We start from the raw sequence: 17,798 nt of genomic DNA, 5'->3' as shown, positions 1-17,798 counted from the left end.
AGCGCCTCGCGGCGCCCCTGTGTTGCGGCCACTATAGGCAGGCTTGCTTCATAAGTGAAATAGAAATATAAGATCAATTCATCCAAAGTTTGTATGAATCTATCTGCCCGCCAACTGCGTGCGTTCGTGGCCCTGGCCGACGAAAAGCACTTCACGCGCGCCGCCCAGCGCTGCCACCTGACCCAGCCGGCTTTCAGCGCGCTGATCCGCGCGCTGGAAGACACCGCCGGCGTGCGGCTGTTCGATCGCAACACGCGCAACGTGGAACTCACTGCCGAGGGCAGGGTGCTCGACGCCTCGGCGCGCCGGCTGCTGGGCGACTTCGAGCTGGTGGCCGAAGACCTGCGCGACCATGCCGCGCGGCGCCGCGGCCGCGTCACGGTGGCGGCCCTGCCTTCGCTGGCCGCCGGCTGGCTGCCAGGCTTGCTGGCGCGCTTCCATCAGGACTATCCCGGCATCACGTTGCAACTGCGCGACGCCTTGCTGGACCCGTGCCTGGACCTGGTGCAGACCGGCGCCGCCGATTTCGCCGTGGCGGCCCGGCGCGCCGATATGTCAGACCTGGACAGCGAATTCCTGCACGCCGACCGCTTCTTCCTGGTGTGCCGCAAAGACCATCCCCTGGCCGCGCGCGCCCAGGTGCGCCTGCGCGACCTGGGCCGCTGGCCATTGATCCAGCTGGCCCGCGGCAGCAGCGTGCGGCGCCACCTGGACGAGGCCATGGGCGCCGCGGGGGCCCAGCCCCTGCTGGAAGTCGAGCACCTGGCCACGGTCACCGGGCTGGTGTCGGCCGGCCTGGGCATCAGCGTAGTGCCGGCCATGACCCTGTTCCACTTCCGGCGCGACGAGCTCGCCATCAAGCCCCTGGCCGGCAAGCCCCTGACCCGGCCGCTGTACCTGGTGCGGCGGCGCGGCCGCAGCCTGTCGGTGGCCGCGCAGACACTGTATGACTTGCTGCTGCAGCACCGGGAGCAGATTGGACAGGCGTAGCGGGACAGGTGTCTGACTCCGCAGGTGTCAGACACCGTGCTGTTGAGACAGTCGCTGCATGCTTCGGTGTCTGACACCTGCGGAGTCAGACACCTTGGCAGGTGCCTTAAAAACGGAACAGTGTTTTCGCCCGCTTGCGGGAACTCCTTGCTTTCGCAAATGCCTATTGCTGTTTACACTTCAATAGTCCAGTCTGTTGCGACTGATCTTTCCAGGATACGGCCATGAGCAAGCAAATCATCCATACCGACGAGGCCCCCGCCGCGGTCGGCCCTTATTCGCAAGCCGTTGCCGCCACCGGCGGCAAAACGGTGTACCTGTCCGGCCAGATCGGCCTGGAGCCCGGCACCGGCGACCTGGTGTCCGAGAACTTCGACGCCCAGGTGCGCCAGGCCTTCGCCAACATGACCGCCGTGATCCAGGAAGCCGGCGGCACCCTGAACGACATCGTCAAGCTGACCCTGTTCCTGACCGACCTGAACAAATTCACGGCCGCCAACGCCATCATGGCCGAGCTCATTCCGCAGCCGTTCCCGGCGCGCTCCACCGTGGGCGTGGCCAGCCTGCCCAAGGGCGCGCAGTTCGAGGTCGAAGCCATCCTGGTGCTGTAAGCGGCAGGCCGCGCCTGCACCGGGCCTCGCGCCATGCCAGCCACCGCCGCGGCACGCAAGACTCCTGGCGCCGCCGCCGGCGCCGGGGGGGCACTGACAGATGTGCAGCGCAAACTGCACAGCCTGGGCCTGGTCACGGCCGAAGACTGCATTCTGCATTTGCCGCTGCGCTACGAAGACGAAACCCGCATCGTGCCCATCGCGTCGCTGCGGCCGGGCGCCACGGCCCAGGTCGAAGGCGAGATCCTGCGCAGCGAAGTCCTGTACCGGCCGCGTCGCCAACTGACGGCCGTGATGGCCGACGACAGCGGCGAACTGCAGTTGCGCTGGCTGAATTTCTACCCCAGCCAGCAAAAACAGCTGGCCACTGGCCGCCGCCTGCGCGCGCGCGGCGAAGTGCGCGGCGGCCTGTTCGGCCGCGAAATCGTGCATCCGCGCATGAGCAGCGCCGAAAGCCCGCTGCCCGATGCGCTGACCCCCGTATACCCCAGCACCGACGGGCTGTCGCAGCCTTCGCTGCGCAAGGCCATCGCCCAGGCGCTGCAGCAGGCCGACCTGGACGACACGCTGCCGCCGGCGGCGTTGCAGCGCTACGGCCTGATGCCGTTCGCGCCCGCCATCCGCCTGCTGCATGCCCCGCCGCCCGGCGTTTCCGAGCAAGACCTGATCGAACGCGGCCACCCCGCCTGGCACCGCATCAAGTTCGACGAACTGCTGGCCCAGCAATTGTCGCTGGCGGCCGCCCGCGCCGCCCGCCGCAGCATCCGGGCCGAGCCGCTGCCCGCGCGGGGCGGCCCGGGCGGCCTGGTGGCGCGCCTGTACGCGGCACTGCCGTTCCAATTGACCGGCGCGCAGCAGCGCGTTGTGCAGGAAATCGCCGCCGATCTGGCCAAGCCATATCCCATGCACCGCCTGCTGCAGGGCGACGTGGGCAGCGGCAAGACAGTGGTCGCCGCCATCGCCGCCGCCCAGGCTATCGCCTGCGGCGCGCAGGTGGCGCTGATGGCGCCCACCGAAATCCTGGCCGAACAGCATTTCCGCAAACTGGTGTCGTGGCTGCAGCCGCTGGGAGTGAACGTGGCCTGGCTAAGCGGCAGCCTGGCCGCCAAGGTGCGCCGCCAGGCCGCGGCCAGCGCCGCCGACGGCAGCGTGCAGCTGGTGGTGGGCACCCAGGCCCTGATCCAGGACCATGTCGAATTCCACCGCCTGGGCCTGTCCATCGTCGACGAACAGCACCGCTTCGGCGTGGGCCAGCGCCTGGCGCTGACCCGCAAGGGCGAGGCGCCGCAGGGCCAGCTTGTGCCGCACCAGCTGAACATGAGCGCCACGCCCATACCGCGCACCCTGGCCATGACCTTCTTCGCCGACCTGGATGTCTCGGTCATCGACGAGCTGCCGCCCGGGCGCACGCCGGTGGTCACCAAACTGGTGTCCGACGGACGGCGCGACGAAGTCATCGCCCACATCGCGCACGCGGTGCGGGAAGGCCGGCAGGCCTATTGGGTTTGCCCGCTGGTCGAAGAAAGCGAGGCGCTGCAGCTGCAGACGGCCGTCGACACCTACCAGGCCATGCAGGCCGAGCTGCCCGACCTGCGGCTGGGCCTGGTGCACGGCCGCCTGCCGCAGGCCGACAAGGCCGCCGTGATGCAGGCGTTTCGCGATGGCGACATCGACCTGCTGGTCGCCACCACCGTCATCGAAGTGGGCGTGGATGTGCCCAACGCCTCGCTGATGGTCATCGAACACGCCGAGCGCTTCGGCCTGGCCCAGCTGCACCAGTTGCGCGGGCGGGTAGGGCGGGGCAGCGCCGAATCAGTATGCGTGCTGCTGTACCAGACGCCGCTGTCGCAGGTGGCGCGCCAGCGGCTGCGCGCCATGTTCGAGACATCCGACGGATTCGAAATCGCGCGCCGCGACCTGGAACAGCGCGGCCCCGGAGAATTCCTGGGCACGCGCCAGTCCGGCGTGACGCTGCTGCGCTTTGCCGACCTGGAGTCCGACGTGGGCATTGCCGAGCAGGCGCGCGAGGCCGCCGCCTGGCTGCGCGCCGAGCATCCGGCGGCGGTCCAGGCCCATCTGGCGCGCTGGATGCGCGGCCGCGAAGACTTCCTGCGCACATGAAACCCTTTCCATCATTCCGCTTCCCGCGGCCGTCCCACGCAAGGTACGTATCGCCATGACTCTGACCGAACTCAAATACATCGTCGCGGTCGCGCGCGAGCGGCATTTCGGCCGTGCCGCCGAAGCCTGTTTCGTCAGCCAGCCCACCTTGTCGGTGGCCATACGCAAGCTGGAAGACGAACTGGGCGTGACCCTGTTCGAGCGCGGCGGCGCCGAAGTGGGCGTTACCGCCATCGGCCAGCGCATTGTCACGCAGGCCCAGAAGGTGCTGGAAGAAAGCGCCAGCATCAAGGAAATCGCCCGCCAGGGGCACGACCCGCTGGCCGGCCCGCTGCGCGTGGGCGTGATCCACACCATCGGGCCCTACCTGCTGCCGCGGCTGGTGCCCATGCAGATCGCCCGCACCCCGCAAATGCCGCTGCTGCTGCAGGAAAACTTCACCCTGCGCCTGGTGGAATTGCTGCGCCAGGGCGAGATCGACTGCGCCATCATGGCCTTGCCGCTGCCCGAGGCCGGCCTGGTCACCCAGCCCCTGTACGACGAGCCCTTCGTGGTGGCCGTGCCGCGCGACCACGAATGGGCCGACCGCCCGGCCATCAGTTCCGAAGACCTGAAGCAGCAGACCATGCTGCTGCTGGGCACCGGCCACTGCTTTCGCGACCAGGTGCTGGAAGTGTGCCCCGAACTGTCGCGTTTTTCAGCGGCCAGCGACGGCATCCAGCGCACCTTCGAAGGGTCGTCGCTGGAAACCATCCGGCATATGGTGGCGGCCGGCATCGGCGTGACCGTGCTGCCGGTCACCGCCGTTCCCGAAGCGCCCCAGCCCAAGGCGCTGCTGCGCTACCTGCCGTTCGAGGGCGCCCCGCCCGAACGCCGCGTCGTCCTTGCCTGGCGCCGCAGCTTCCCGCGCCTGGCCGCCATCGAGGCATTGGCGCAGGCAGTTTATGAATGCGGATTGCCGGGGGTGAAAATGTTGGATAAAGAAGCAGTGGCCACTTGAAGGGTGATGGCTCAAGCCGGGTGTCTGGCTCCCGCAGGGTGCCAGACACCGCCTGACCGAGATATCTCCGGCCCATGTTTTGTATCCAAGCAATACCAGCCCTGTATTCCCGCCAGTCGCCACCTTTTTTTGTCTTGTTCCAGTGGTATTCTTGTTTCGTCCTTATCCTTAAATAAAGGAGCACTACATGGCCAAGTCGTCCAAAGCCACCGGTAGCCCCGCCGTTCGCATCAACATCGGCATTTCCGACAAAGATCGCGCCGCCATCGCGGGCGAACTTTCCAAAGTGCTGGCGGATTCCTACACGCTGTACTTGATGACCCACAACTTCCACTGGAACGTCACTGGTCCGCTGTTCAACACGCTGCACCAGATGTTCATGACGCAATATTCGGAAGAATGGGCCGCGCTGGACGACATCGCCGAACGCATCCGCGCGCTGGGCGTGCATGCCCCGGGCACCTACCGCGAGTTTTCCAAGCTTTCGTCCATTTCCGAGCCGGGCAGCGTGCCCGACGCCATGGAAATGGTGCGCCTGCTGGTCAAAGGCAACGAAGCCGTATCCAAGACGGCCCGCGCCGCCTTCGACAAGGCCGACGGCGCCAACGACCAGCCCACTGCCGACCTGCTTACCCAGCGCATGGACATCCACGAGAAAAACGCCTGGATGCTGCGCAGCTTGCTTGAATAAAATGGGGCTTCGGGCGCCAGACAACAAAAACGTTTGCCGGCCGCCGTAAGGCGGCCGTGCATTTTGTGCCGTGAAAAAGCCAGACTTTCGGCAATATCCTGTCCAGATATCTCTGCTCGGCCGCAAGGTTGTGCGCTGGCTCATGGCGCCCTTGTGGATAGCTGCGCTGGCCACCAGCGCCAAATCGTTCAAAGACAATCCCCTGATCGGCAGCCTCGCTTTGAACAAGCTGGGGCTGCTTGTCGCGAGGGCCCGGCTTGCTCATTTCATGGCAGCCCTTCGGCGTAAAAAACTGGCGCACCTGCTCGATGCGCAAGACAGGCAGGATTTCGACCGGCAAGGATATGTCATGAAGCCGGATTTTCTTCCGGCGGATGTATTCGCCGCCGTACAGCGCGAGATCGCCGGGATGGGCGGCGAAGCTCGCGAAATGCGGCAGGGCCGCGCGGTCACGCGGCGGGTTGCGCTGGATGCCCGCGTGCTCAGGCAGATGCCTGCCACCCGTCGAGTCCTGCAAGGCCGTCCATGGCGCAATCTGCTCAGCTACGCGGCAGCATCGCGATGCTATCCAATGAACTATATACAGTCGATATGCACCCATGCGGGCCCGGGGCGGTCCGATCCTCAAACCGCGCTGCATTCCGACACTTTCCATCCAACGGTCAAGGCCTGGCTGTTTCTGACTGACGTAGGGCCGGATGATTGCCCGCTGATATACGTGCCTGGATCGCACAGGCTGAATCGCCGCCGCCTGGCCTGGATGCGGCGCAAGTCGTTACAAATGCCGACCCGGCAAGATCGGATGAGTTCCCGCGGGTCGTTGCGCATCACGCCCCGTGAATTAGCCCGGCTGGGGTATGCAGCGCCACGCGCCCTGTTTGTCAAGAAAAATACCTTGATCGTTGCGGATACCAGTGGTTTCCATGCACGCGGCCAAAGCCGCTATCCTTCCACCCGTGCCGAAATCTGGGCCTACGGCCGCCGTAATCCATTTCTGCCATGGACGGGCTGGGATATACAGGGATTGCCGGGCCTTCGTGATCGCGTGGTACCCATTTACTGGCGGGCCTTGGACATGATGGAAAAATTGGGTTGGGCACGCAATCCATGGCGCCGCGCAGCACCTTCATCGGAGAGCGATCATAGCCACTGAACTCTGCAATCAGGAGCCGCCGCGCTGCGTGCTGATTACTGGCGCCACTGGCGGCATTGGTGGCGCGCTGGCACTGGAGTACGCCGAGGCCGGCGCCGGCACGCTGATCCTGCAGGGGCGCAGAACAGAGCGCCTGGCCGAGCTGGCCGAGCTTTGCCGGCGCAAGGGGGTGCAGGTAGAGACACACGCGCTGGATGTGCGCGATCATGATGCCCTGATGGCCTGGCTGGTGCGAATCTGCGAGGCGCATGCGCCTGATCTGGTCATTGCGAATGCGGGAGTCAATATCAATGTGGGGCCCGGCGGCCAAGGAGAAACCTGGCACGAAGTGCATGGACTGCTGGACGTCAACATCAAGGCCGTCTTTGCCACTGTGCATGGTGTGTTGCCATTCATGCGCGAGCGTGGCCACGGGCAGATCGCGCTGGTAAGTTCTCTGGCTGCGTGGCGGGGATTGCCCGAGACGCCCAGTTATAGCGCCAGCAAAGCCGCCGTCAAAGTCTATGGCGAGGCCATGCGCGATGGCCTGGCTTCGGAAGGCATACGCTTCAATGTCATCATGCCAGGCTATGTTGAATCGCAGATGTGCTTCGACATGCCTGGGCCCAAACCCTTTCTATGGACTGCGGTGCGGGCTGCCCGCGTGATCCGGCGCGGCCTGCGAGCCAATCGGGCCCGGATCAGCTTCCCATTTCCGCTGAATCTGGGATGTTTTCTGCTGTCTGTCATTCATCCATCCGTGTCAGGATGGATATTGCGCAGGTTGGGCTACGGTGCTTGAAAATTACTGGCTGACGGTGCTGCCCGCATATCTGCTTGGCCTGGCGTTTTCCTTGCTGGCCGAGGCTCTGCTGACGCCGAGGCCCGTGGCACCCTGGCGCCGTCCGGCCTGGGCGTGGGGCGTGCACCTGGGGTTATGGACGCTGATGTTCGGGTTGGAGCTGGCTCTGTTCCGGCGGCCATACTTTGGCGCGGCCAACGTGCTGGCCATTCAGGTGTTGATCATTCTGGTCAGCAATGCCAAGCATCAAGCCCTCGAAGAGCCGTTTGTTTTCCAGGACTTCGAGTATTTTCTCGACGCGGTCAAGCACCCCAGGCTGTATTTGCCGTTTTTCGGCCTGGCGCGCGCGCTGGCAGCTGCTGGCGGCTATGCCTTTGCCCTGTGGGCCGGCGTGTCCTGGGAGCCGTCGATGACAGCTACGACAGCCGGCGACGCCTGGCGCCATGCGGGGTTTTTCATTCAGACGGCGTTGCTCGTTGCGGCGGGGCTGGCGTGCGCGCTGGCGGCGGGGCGCCACGCTAGAGTGAACTTCAACGCTATCGAAGACTTGCGCCGGCTGGGACTGGCCGCGGCACTGTGGGCATATGGGCGGGCCGAACGGCAGCCCACCGGTGCGATACGCCAGGCCGCGCCTTTTGCACGCCTGGCGCCGCCCACGGCCTTGCCGGATTTGTTGCCTGACATGGTGGTGATCCAGAGCGAATCATTCTTCGATGCGCGCCGCATATACCCTCAACTGAGGGAAGACATTCTGGCGAATTTCGATCGCCTGAAGTCGGAATCGGTTCAGCACGGCACTTTGAACGTTGCAGCCCGCGGTGCCAACACGGTGCGAACTGAATTCAGCTTTTTATCGGGGATGGCGGCGGGCGATCTTGGCGTACACCAATACAACCCTTATCGCCGGTTGGCCCAGCAGGGCTTTCCGACGCTGGCATTGCATCTGAAACAGCTGGGCTATCGCACTATTTGCGTACACCCTTATCATCGCAGTTTCTACCGTCGCAATACCGTCCTGCCGCTACTGGGATTCGACCAGTTCATCGGCATCGAGGCATTTTCAGATGCTGCCCGCGACGGGCCCTACGTGGGGGACCGGGCGCTGGGCGAATACGTGCTGTCGTTGCTGAATGATGATAAGGGTAAACCCGTATACATCCATGTCATCACCATGGAAAATCACGGGCCGCTGCATTGGGAAACTGTAACGGAAGCAGACACGGCCGCCACGCTCCGCGCGCCCGTTCCGGCCGGCTGCGACGACCTGGTGGCATATGCCCGCCACCTGCGCAATGCCGATCTTATGCTGGGCGAACTGGCAGGGGCTCTGGCGGGCAGGGCGCGCATGGCCGCACTTTGCCTGTTCGGCGATCATGTCCCCATCATGCCTGCTGTGTACTGCCGGCTGGGAGCCCCACAAGGCGAGACGGACTATGTCTTGTGGCGCTCAGACGGTCGCCGATCGGGCGGGCAGCATGAGTGCGATGTCAGCCGCCTTGCATTCATGTACCTGAAGGCGGCTGGCCTGATGCCGTCAAAAATGCCGGTTTTATAAGCCCCAGTGCAGTTACTTAGGGCTCAGTTGTGGAAGTAAAAAATACATATTGAAATATGTATAAAGGAATTGTGTGCTTTTTGCACGGCAACGTAATGGCTTAGGGAATTAATGTCGGTACAATTTCGCGCTTGCCCATAATAGGCCGGCAAACCACAGGGCCGCATCCGACAAAGCCACCAGAAACGCTGGAATTTGTAGGGTTTTCGTATATAAGATGATAAATTTTGAGAAATTGAAGTCCAAACGCCTGATGGTTTGGGTCGTTGGTATTCCGATGCTGGTGGCGCTGGTTTATTACAGTTTCTTTGCGCTCGACCGGTATGTCAGCGTGGCCCAGGTGGCGGTACGCCAGGTCGGAAACAACGAAACGCCGCAGATCCCTGGCTTGGCGGTCATGCTCAGTGGCCTGAATCCTACTTCACGTGAAGAGACACTCTACTTGCGCGAGTTTCTGACTTCGCAGGATATGCTTAATGTGCTCCAGGAAAAACTGAATTGGTCGGAGCACTATGCCGCCCGTTGGCGCGACCCGTTGTACTGGCTGAGGGGGGATGCACCGCGAGAAGACGTGCTGACATATTATCAGCGCATAGTGACAGCTCATTTCGATGAGCAAACAGGTTTGTTGAGTATCAGCGTCGAGGCATTTGATCCTGATTTTGCCAAACAAACACTCAGCATCATGCTAAGAGAAAGCGAGCGTTTCGTAAACGAGCTTTCACACAAGATGGCGCGGGAGCAGATGGCTTTTGCGCAAAGTGAACTCGCTAATGCTCGCAAAGTGTATGAAGAGCGGCGTGAAGCACTGCTGACTTTTCAAAGTACTAGTCATATGTTGGATGCCGAAGCGTCTGCCCGTGCGCGAGCTGAAGTTATCTCAGAGCTGGAAGCAAATCTGACGAAGGAGCGGACGACCCTGAAAGGCTTGCTGGCCATGCTGAACTCGAATACTCCGCAAGTTCGGCAGCAACGTAATCGCATCCAAGCTTTAGAACAACAACTTGCTGCGGAAACACGGCGTCTGGTATCTGAAAAGGGGGGCGACAAGTTAAACGTGGTGGCGTCCCAATACCGCAATCTCACCATTGATGCGGCTATTGCGGAGGAGGCTTATAAATTTGCGGTCAGCTCAGTGGAGTCAGCTCGCATAGAAGCCAGCAAAAAATTGCGCAGCCTTGTAACCGTGGTGTCGCCCAATCTTCCTGACGACTCCATTTATCCGCAGCGTATCTATAACTTGATCACCTTGCTGATCGCGCTGCTATTGGTGTACGGCATTGCTCGCTTCGTGATTGCTGCTATCGAAGATCATCGCGATTAATTTTTGCGCAAAAACTATGAATGCCACTACAAATTTCCGCAGCATTTTTCGTACATCTGCGCTATGTGCGCCACTGTTGCTTGCCGGATGTGGCAGCTTGCTATCGTCCGCCGGCCCTTCGCGTCATGCTGTGATGAGCAATGAAGATGGTCAGAGTTACAGGCTGATCGATCTGAGTGCAGAAACGATTGCTCCCTACATGCGCCCACAGGAGCAAGAGCCAGATACTTCTGTTGCGCTGCCAACCGTGCCGGAAATTCGGTTGGTTCCGGGTGATGTAATGCGCATCATGATTGCAGATAGCGCTATGGAAGGAGCGTTGTTTGCGCCTCTGGCTACTGGTGGAACAATTTTTGAAAACGTGCGGGTTGACAGTACTGGGACGATATCACTTCCCTATGTAGGTCACGAACGGGTCAAAGGGAAGACGCTGCCGGAAGTGGAAAAGCTTATACGCGATAAGTTAAAAGGCATCACTACTGATGTACAGGTACAGGTTGGGCTTACTGGCGACTTATCCGGGTCTGTATTAGTTGCAGGAGCCGTAAAAGCACCCGGCAGATTTTCCGCCTTAGAGGGACCCCTGACTCTTCTGGATGCTATCAATCGCGCAGGCGGACCTGTGCTAGAACCCCATCTCATCCGGGTGGTAGTTCGTACAGGAGAGAAGTCGTATGCATACAATTACCAAGATTTGTTGTCCGGGAAAAATCAAATTGTGCCGCCTGGTGCCGAGATTGTCCTGGAGCGCGCCCGCAAAAGATTTGTGGCTATGGGCGCGGTGGGCGACCCTGGTCTGCACGACTTACCGTCAAACAATCCAAGCCTGCTAGAAGTATTAGGCAGCGTAAAAGGATTGAACGAAGCCAAGGCAGATGCCGCTGGCGTATTCGTGTTTCGCCTGATCGAAGGGAAGGACGCTGGAAGCGGGGCGACTAAGCCGCAGGCCGAAGTGTTCCGCCTTAATTTGAAAGAGCCGGAAGCCATGTTCTTGGCGCGGCAGTTCTTGGTGCAGCCCGAGGATGCAATTTACGTGACAAATGCTGCTGTGTATGAATGGCAGAAGATTATTTCACCCATTGTGCAGGTTCTGGTACTTGGCCGTACCCTTGACAACCTCTAAGTGACGGTTATGCACAAGAGGACCTCCCTTCAGATCGTTCGGTCCGTGTTGCTAGCGTTGGTGCTGCGCGAGATGCGAACGCGCTTGAGCATCAAGAGATTTGGCGCTTTCTGGGTTCTCTTTGAGCCGTTTGCGCATGTCTCTATATTGTTGCTGATCAGCGTGTATGTGCGGGGAAAGCATATCCCAGGCATCGATGCGGCCGTCTTTTTGGCATCGGGCATTATTCCATTTCTTCTGTTTAGAAATATATATTTTAAAGGGATGGAAGCCATATCCTCCAATCGTGCGCTGTTCTCGTATAAGCAAATTAAACCGCTTGATACTATTGTCTCTCGGGCCGTCGTCGAAATAATAATTGCGGCATGTGTCTACGTTCTTATGATGTTTTTCCTCGGCTTCTTCTGGGGTTATGACGTAGGGATCGTAGCTCCGCTGGGATGGGGAGGCACGCTCGCGGTAGGTATATTGCTGTCGTTCGGGATCGGTCTTAATCTCTGCGTCTTGGGTGAGTTATTTCCGGACATAAAGTATTTTATCCGGTTAATGTTCTTCCCTATGTATCTGCTATCCGGTGTTATATTCCCAATCTGGATTCTTCCTCCAGAAATACTGGGTTGGCTGTTGTGGAATCCGTATCTGCACATCATCGACATAATGAGGCGTCACGTTTTTGAAAATTACCCTTTTGTTCCAGGGATCGATGTGACCTACCCGTTGAAGATAGCACTGGTGTTGCTGTTTTCTGGATTAATGCTTTTGCGATTGAAGAGAGATCGTTTGGTGGCCATATGATCGCTATCGAGAACGTGACGAAATCATATAGAACGAACAATGGGCGTTATTATGTTTTTAGAGACCTTGATTTCGTTATTCCTAGTGGAAAAAACATCGGGATAATCGGTAGAAATGGGGCAGGCAAATCTACTCTTATGCGTCTCCTTGGTGGGCTGGATATGCCGGACTCCGGTCGTGTCCATAGCCAAGCTAGCATATCGTGGCCAGTAGGTTTGAGCGGGGGGTTCCAGGGGTCACTTAGCGGTCGAGATAATGTCAAATTTATTTGCCGGGTATACGGAAAGTCGACAGAAGAGATCAAGGACAAAGTTCGACTAGTAGAGGACTTTGCCGAAATTGGCCCCCACTTTGACCGGCCTGTAAAGACCTACTCATCAGGAATGAAGGCCAGAGTGGGGTTCGGATTGAGCCTTGCTTTTGACTTTGATTATTATTTAGTTGATGAGGCACTGTCGGTAGGCGACGCTCATTTTCGTAATAAAGCTACGGATGCGTTCAAGACGCGTATAGACGGTGCAAAAATCATTCTCGTCACTCATGGGATGAACCAAATCCGCAGGCTATGTGACTATCTTATCCTCGTTGAAGGGGGGAAATTGATTCCCTATGAGGATGTAGAAGCAGGCATACAAGCATATCTGGCTCTTTAATGGCCTGGATATTTGACATCTCCGAGTATGGGTTAGGGATTAAATGGCTATAGTTGAGTTCCTCAAGAAAAAATACTTGACGTTAAGAGGGCGTATTTACCTGCACTGGTACAGGCTATGGGCCCGCTCGTCTGTCGAGTACATTGGCCGGAATTGGCGAGACAACGAATCTCTTCCGATTCTTGTTTTTTTTGGATTTAATCCGTGGAAACGCCAATTCTATAGTGATTTTTTCTCTGACTATAGAACTGCTTTTGTTAGGGGCAAAGCGTCTTTTTATCGAGTGAAGCGAGACTTGTTGAAACAGGTCCCTCGAGCGGAAATCGGTGGGTTTGTCGGTTGGGGCATTAAATTGCCCCGTCGAGCGCGGGGTTACGCCACAGCCCGTTTTCTCGGTATTTTCCCTATTCCAATGCTACGCACGATCCCTCTCTTCACGATTGAAGACGGGTTTCTCCGCTCTATGGGAGGAGGGTTGTTGCATACACGGCCAGCTTCCGTATGTGTCGATTCGGTCGGCATTTATTTCAACGGAGAACGCCCCTCTGAACTGGAGCGCCTGTTAAGTACTTTTGACTTCGAGGCGGATCAAGAATTGTTGGTACGTGCAGAGGCGGGCTTGCAACTTATGCGAGATGCTCGCCTCACCAAGTACTATGACCTCGATCCCTACAAATCTACTCTTCCATTCACCACGAGTGGTCGCTACGCTATTTTAGTGGTGGGCCAGGTGGAGGACGACGCCTCCATCAAGAAGAGTCGAGCAGTAGTCAAGACAAACTTAGATTTGGTTCGTCAGGCACGAAAAGACCATCCAGAGGCTGATATATATTTCAGGCCCCACCCTGATTATTGGGTAGGTATCCGTAAAAAGAAGCGTCAAGTTGCATTTGAGGATATATGCGCGGTTGTGCCGCCCGAAGTTAGCGTTTACGAAATGTTCAATATCGTGGACGAGATATATACCATTTCCTCTTTAGTAGGCTTCGAAGCGCTGGTTTTTGGCAAGAAGGTTTCTACTTTTGGAGTTTCGTTTTATTCCAACTGGGGATTGACCGACGATCGGGCCAAGGTGCCATCACGCCGGCGCAATCGCAAATTGACGCTGCCACAACTTTTTGCCGGTGCATATTTGGTGTATCCAAAATATATTCACCCGCTTGGTAATGTGCATTCGTCGTTCGAAGATATTGCTAGCTATTTTATTGTAGAGGTTCTGAAGCATAAAGATATTTTCGAGCTGAATGATAATCAGCTTTTTGCCAAATGCAAGCCGCACATGAGTCGGTTGTCGGCTCCGATGCGATTGCTGGGATACCTTGAGAGCACCGGCCAGGCTGCCGCAGGGGAGACAGGAAAAATACTCGACTGCATCGGCGAGGATTTTCGGCTTGAGGACTACGCGCAAATCAGTTTTCTGTTGATTTCCAGCGCCAACTATGATGCTTTGATAACCTATACCGACCGGTGCTTGAAATTGCTTGCGGCGGGTGCTGAGAGAATTAGCAAGGACACTCGCCTGTTGGAAGTGTTTTTATACAGCGTGACACAGGCACTTCTGAAATCAAGTGGTAGGGTCATCTCCCATGCTCCGGAAATTTCTGAATATATAGCTGATATCCCCGAGCGTGACGAAAACTTCATCGGTATAGTGAAGAACTATACAAAGGTTCTCTCGTTCAACCTGCAGTATCGCGAAATATCTACTCTATTGAATCGCTTGAAGTTGCTAAATGAGCGGCCTCAGCTGTATGTGCACGATAGGCATAAAACCTTTCATGACCATATTCGCGAATCGCAGCATTGCGGGTTCGACCGGCTTCAATTTCGTGTTTTGGCGCAGGTCATGCACCTGAAGCCAAGTCGATCGGAGAGGGACAGCGATTTCCGATATCGTCTGCGGCTCAGTGCCGCCGAGGAGTATTTGAAAGGGCTGGATATAAAATATCCTTCGCCAATTGATGCAATTTTCAATCGCATTCAGTATGGAATCGTCATAGACGACAAACATGCAGTACTGAAATCATATGCGGACTTTACTGAACTCCAAAGCCAATTGGGGACGGATAAATCTCCGAAAGGCTATCGTACAGTCGAAATTATTGCACTGCTGAGGTACTTTATTCGGTGTCGAGAGCTTTCGTCCGCGCGAGAAATATTGGACGTACTCTCTAACTGGATTGACAGCGATACGAATACCTTGCTGCAGCTCTTTTTGCTGCGGTCCGAAAAAAAGACCAAAGAGTTCATGGCGTTGTACCAACGATCTCCCGTGGATTTTCAACGTGGAGAGAAGGCTTTGGGTGTTTATGCCCGGGTTTTGCGTGAAATGGGATTGTTCAATAGATCTCGCATGGCCTATGAAGAATTGGCCCGCATGGCGAAAACAGTGGCAAAACGCGCAAGCCTCGAGACTGAAATTAAGAAATTGAGCTTCTGCGAAGAGTCGAGTCGAATATTGGGCGCCGTGCCTCAGCCAAAGCTACCGCGCGGAGTGATTTTTCTAGCGTCCCAAACTTGCTTTAATACACTCGCAATGATGGTCCCCAGCTTGGTGGAAGCTAAGCGGTTGGGCTATGCCGTTATCAATCTTACGGAGGGAATGACCGCAGCAGAGCCAACTGGACTAGAGTTTATTGATCAGTTTGCGGGCGTCATTCCGTTGGATCTTTCATATCCTCATCTTGCGAATGAATGGGAAATAGATTGGAATAGAAAAATTATCAAGGCCGACGGAATAAACTTCTATCAAGGGTTCTATGAGCGGTTGTCGACCTTTTGCCGGCGCTTCCATGTAGACATAAATATGCCCTTTGTCGAACGAGAGTTCAGGCAATCACTTCAAAGAGCTGATACATGTCTGACTGTCGCCAAGCGAATTTTTTCAGCACTGGGTGAAAGAGGAATTCCTTTTACGTTTGTGTCCGGAAATACACATGTGACACCATTCTCGATTTTTCGCGATTTTGCACGACACAAAAGCCATCCGTTGATGGGGTTTGTCAACTGCAATGTAGCGTATGAGGCATATTTCTCGAATCTGGGAAGCAAGTTTGCCAACACCATGTGCGTTACCGACATGACATTGCATCCCAATGTTCGCGCGCCGTTCATGGCGAAAAAGAGCGACTTTGAAGCTTGGTTTGCAGTAAGCAACGATATTCCGACGTACCTTGAGAAAGCGGCTGCGCTCATTAATGTGAATCGCGTGGGCTCAACAGATAATAGTAGTGAGTTGGCAATTGTCGAGCAATTGAAGGTTCTGAAGCAGCAGGGTAAGAAGATCGTCTGCGCATTTGGGAAGGTCCCCGTGGATTTGAATGTGCCATATGATGGTGGCCCCGCGCATGAAGATATGGCTGATTGGCTGAACCACACGATTGAAATCAGTGGACGCAGCGAAGATATTTACCTGCTCGTTAAACCCCACCCTCATGAGCTGCGTCCGGAAATTGCCTTGGATCTAGTTGAAAAGCTGAGTGACTTGATTGCCGTAGATATTCCAAATAATGTCCGCGTTTTGGGACATAAGGATATCAATGGGCATGCGCTGGCCCCATATTTGGACCTTGCAATTCTTTATAACGGATCGAGTAGCTTGGAATTGACTGCTCAGGGCATTCCGGTGATTATGACTTCGCATTTCGGCCGGCACGACTACCCAGTTGAGTTGATGTATCCAAAAAATCGAGAAGATTATGAGCGATTTCTATTGGGCTTAGATTACCCTGAGCCTGATGCTCTAACTAGAAAGAAGGCAGCATTTTTGATGTGCTATTTAGGCACGGATGAAATCTCTACGATTAACCAGTATTCTAAACGCCAATTGACGAATGATAATGTTGGCGTGCCGCAATGGAGAACTGAAAAGATTGCGGAGTTCTTGCGAGAGGGAGATCCAGCGATGAGGAAGATCGCCCGCCAGCTGGTTGAGAAGCTCGAGTTGGCGCACTGATATTTATTAATCGTTATACGTAACATGGCTTACTTGGAGAGCGGTATGTTGAGTGATAAGACCATTTTGGTCACGGGCGGCACGGGATCTTTTGGTAATACCTTTGTGCCAATGACCCTTAAAAAATATGGTCCAAAAAAAATCATCATCTTTTCCCGCGATGAAATGAAGCAGTGGGACATGGCCAAGAAGTTCCATGACGATTCCCGGGTGCGCTTCTTCATCGGCGACGTGCGGGATCGGGAGCGTCTCTATCGGGCATTGGATGGCGTGGATTATGTCGTGCACGCAGCGGCGACCAAGATCGTTCCGACCGCCGAGTACAACCCCTTCGAGTGCGTGAAGACCAACGTCGATGGCGCGATGAATCTCATCGACGCGTGCATCGACAAGGGCGTCAAGCGCGTGGTGGCCTTGTCCACGGACAAGGCCAGCAGCCCCATCAATCTGTATGGCGCCACCAAGCTGGCATCGGACAAACTGTTCGTCGCGGGCAATGCATATTCGGGCGAACATGGCACGCGCTTTGCCGTGGTGCGGTACGGCAACGTGATGGGCTCGCGTGGCTCGGTGATCCCGTTCTTCATGTCGATCAAAGACAAGGGCGTGCTGCCCATCACCGACGAGCGCATGACGCGTTTCATGATTTCGCTTGAGCAGGGCGTTGAACTGGTCTGGCACGCTTTCGACGATATGGTGGGCGGCGAAATCTACGTGAAGAAGATCCCGTCGATGAAGGTCACCGACCTGGCGCGCGTGGTGGCGCCGGAGGCCAGGCAGGAAGTCGTGGGCATTCGTCCTGGCGAAAAACTGCACGAGCAGATGATCGGCTCCGAGGATTCCTTCCATACGTACGAGTACCCCGAGCACTACAAGATCCTGCCCGCCATCAATGGCTGGTCGACGTCGCCCGAGCGCATCAAGGACGGCAAGCGCGTACCGGAAGGCTTTGTCTACGCGAGCGACAATAATTCCGATTGGATGAGCGATCAGCAGCTGCAGAATTGGATCGAGGTCAATCGCGCGAAGATCGGGAGTATCTGACC

The 17,798-nt window shown here is 57.1% G+C and carries 14 protein-coding genes; all 14 read left to right on the top strand.

Annotated features, from left to right (window positions below; genetic code table 11):
- Positions 1-93: 93 nt before the first annotated feature.
- The 14 genes from J2P76_RS03385 (at position 94) to pseB (ending at position 17,796) form a co-directional block, all read left to right on the top strand.
- Entirely contained in the window at positions 94-990 is an 897-nt protein-coding gene (locus J2P76_RS03385; protein ID WP_207404463.1) for a LysR family transcriptional regulator, read from the top strand.
- 224 nt (positions 991-1,214) lie between these two features.
- Entirely contained in the window at positions 1,215-1,601 is a 387-nt protein-coding gene (locus J2P76_RS03380) for a Rid family detoxifying hydrolase (RefSeq protein WP_207404462.1), read from the top strand.
- A 129-nt stretch (positions 1,602-1,730) separates the two neighbouring features.
- Entirely contained in the window at positions 1,731-3,722 is a 1,992-nt protein-coding gene (recG, locus tag J2P76_RS03375) for an ATP-dependent DNA helicase RecG (RefSeq protein WP_242697452.1), read from the top strand.
- A 55-nt stretch (positions 3,723-3,777) separates the two neighbouring features.
- The gene (locus J2P76_RS03370; RefSeq protein ID WP_207404460.1) at positions 3,778-4,722 is read left to right on the top strand and encodes a LysR substrate-binding domain-containing protein; all 945 of its coding nucleotides are present in this window, start codon (positions 3,778-3,780) and stop codon (positions 4,720-4,722) included.
- A gap of 187 nt (positions 4,723-4,909) precedes the next feature.
- Entirely contained in the window at positions 4,910-5,413 is a 504-nt protein-coding gene (locus tag J2P76_RS03365; RefSeq protein WP_207404458.1) for a Dps family protein, read from the top strand.
- A gap of 70 nt (positions 5,414-5,483) precedes the next feature.
- Positions 5,484-6,566, top strand: a complete 1,083-nt coding sequence (locus J2P76_RS03360) for a phytanoyl-CoA dioxygenase family protein (RefSeq protein ID WP_347565286.1) — start codon at positions 5,484-5,486, stop codon at positions 6,564-6,566.
- 28 nt (positions 6,567-6,594) lie between these two features.
- Positions 6,595-7,347 carry an SDR family NAD(P)-dependent oxidoreductase gene (locus J2P76_RS03355; protein WP_207404457.1) on the top strand — a complete coding sequence of 251 codons (753 nt, stop codon included), beginning with the start codon at positions 6,595-6,597 and terminating at the stop codon, positions 7,345-7,347.
- Positions 7,340-8,902, top strand: coding sequence for a sulfatase-like hydrolase/transferase (locus J2P76_RS03350; RefSeq protein ID WP_207404455.1), 1,563 nt, complete (start codon positions 7,340-7,342; stop codon positions 8,900-8,902). The genes J2P76_RS03355 and J2P76_RS03350 overlap by 8 nt, the downstream gene beginning before the upstream one ends.
- Positions 8,903-9,119: 217 nt before the next feature.
- Positions 9,120-10,226, top strand: a complete 1,107-nt coding sequence (locus J2P76_RS03345; protein ID WP_207404454.1) for an ABC transporter permease — start codon at positions 9,120-9,122, stop codon at positions 10,224-10,226.
- A 16-nt stretch (positions 10,227-10,242) separates the two neighbouring features.
- Positions 10,243-11,349, top strand: a complete 1,107-nt coding sequence (locus J2P76_RS03340) for a polysaccharide biosynthesis/export family protein (RefSeq protein WP_207404452.1) — start codon at positions 10,243-10,245, stop codon at positions 11,347-11,349.
- A 9-nt stretch (positions 11,350-11,358) separates the two neighbouring features.
- Positions 11,359-12,144: an ABC transporter permease gene (locus J2P76_RS03335; RefSeq protein ID WP_207404451.1), complete on the top strand. Its 786-nt coding sequence runs from the start codon at positions 11,359-11,361 to the stop codon at positions 12,142-12,144.
- Positions 12,141-12,797 carry an ABC transporter ATP-binding protein gene (locus tag J2P76_RS03330; RefSeq protein WP_207404449.1) on the top strand — a complete coding sequence of 219 codons (657 nt, stop codon included), beginning with the start codon at positions 12,141-12,143 and terminating at the stop codon, positions 12,795-12,797. The genes J2P76_RS03335 and J2P76_RS03330 overlap by 4 nt, the downstream gene beginning before the upstream one ends.
- Positions 12,798-12,840: 43 nt before the next feature.
- Entirely contained in the window at positions 12,841-16,752 is a 3,912-nt protein-coding gene (locus tag J2P76_RS03325) for a hypothetical protein (RefSeq protein WP_207404447.1), read from the top strand.
- A gap of 45 nt (positions 16,753-16,797) precedes the next feature.
- On the top strand, positions 16,798-17,796 hold the full coding sequence (gene pseB / locus J2P76_RS03320; protein WP_207404446.1) for a UDP-N-acetylglucosamine 4,6-dehydratase (inverting): 999 nt from the start codon (positions 16,798-16,800) through the stop codon (positions 17,794-17,796).
- Positions 17,797-17,798: the final 2 nt, after the last annotated feature.

It is taken from the genome of Bordetella petrii (assembly GCF_017356245.1).
Taxonomy (GTDB): domain Bacteria; phylum Pseudomonadota; class Gammaproteobacteria; order Burkholderiales; family Burkholderiaceae_B; genus Bordetella_A; species Bordetella_A petrii_D.
Note: the sequence above shows the minus strand (reverse complement) of the source record. Positions and strands in the feature narration are given on the sequence as shown.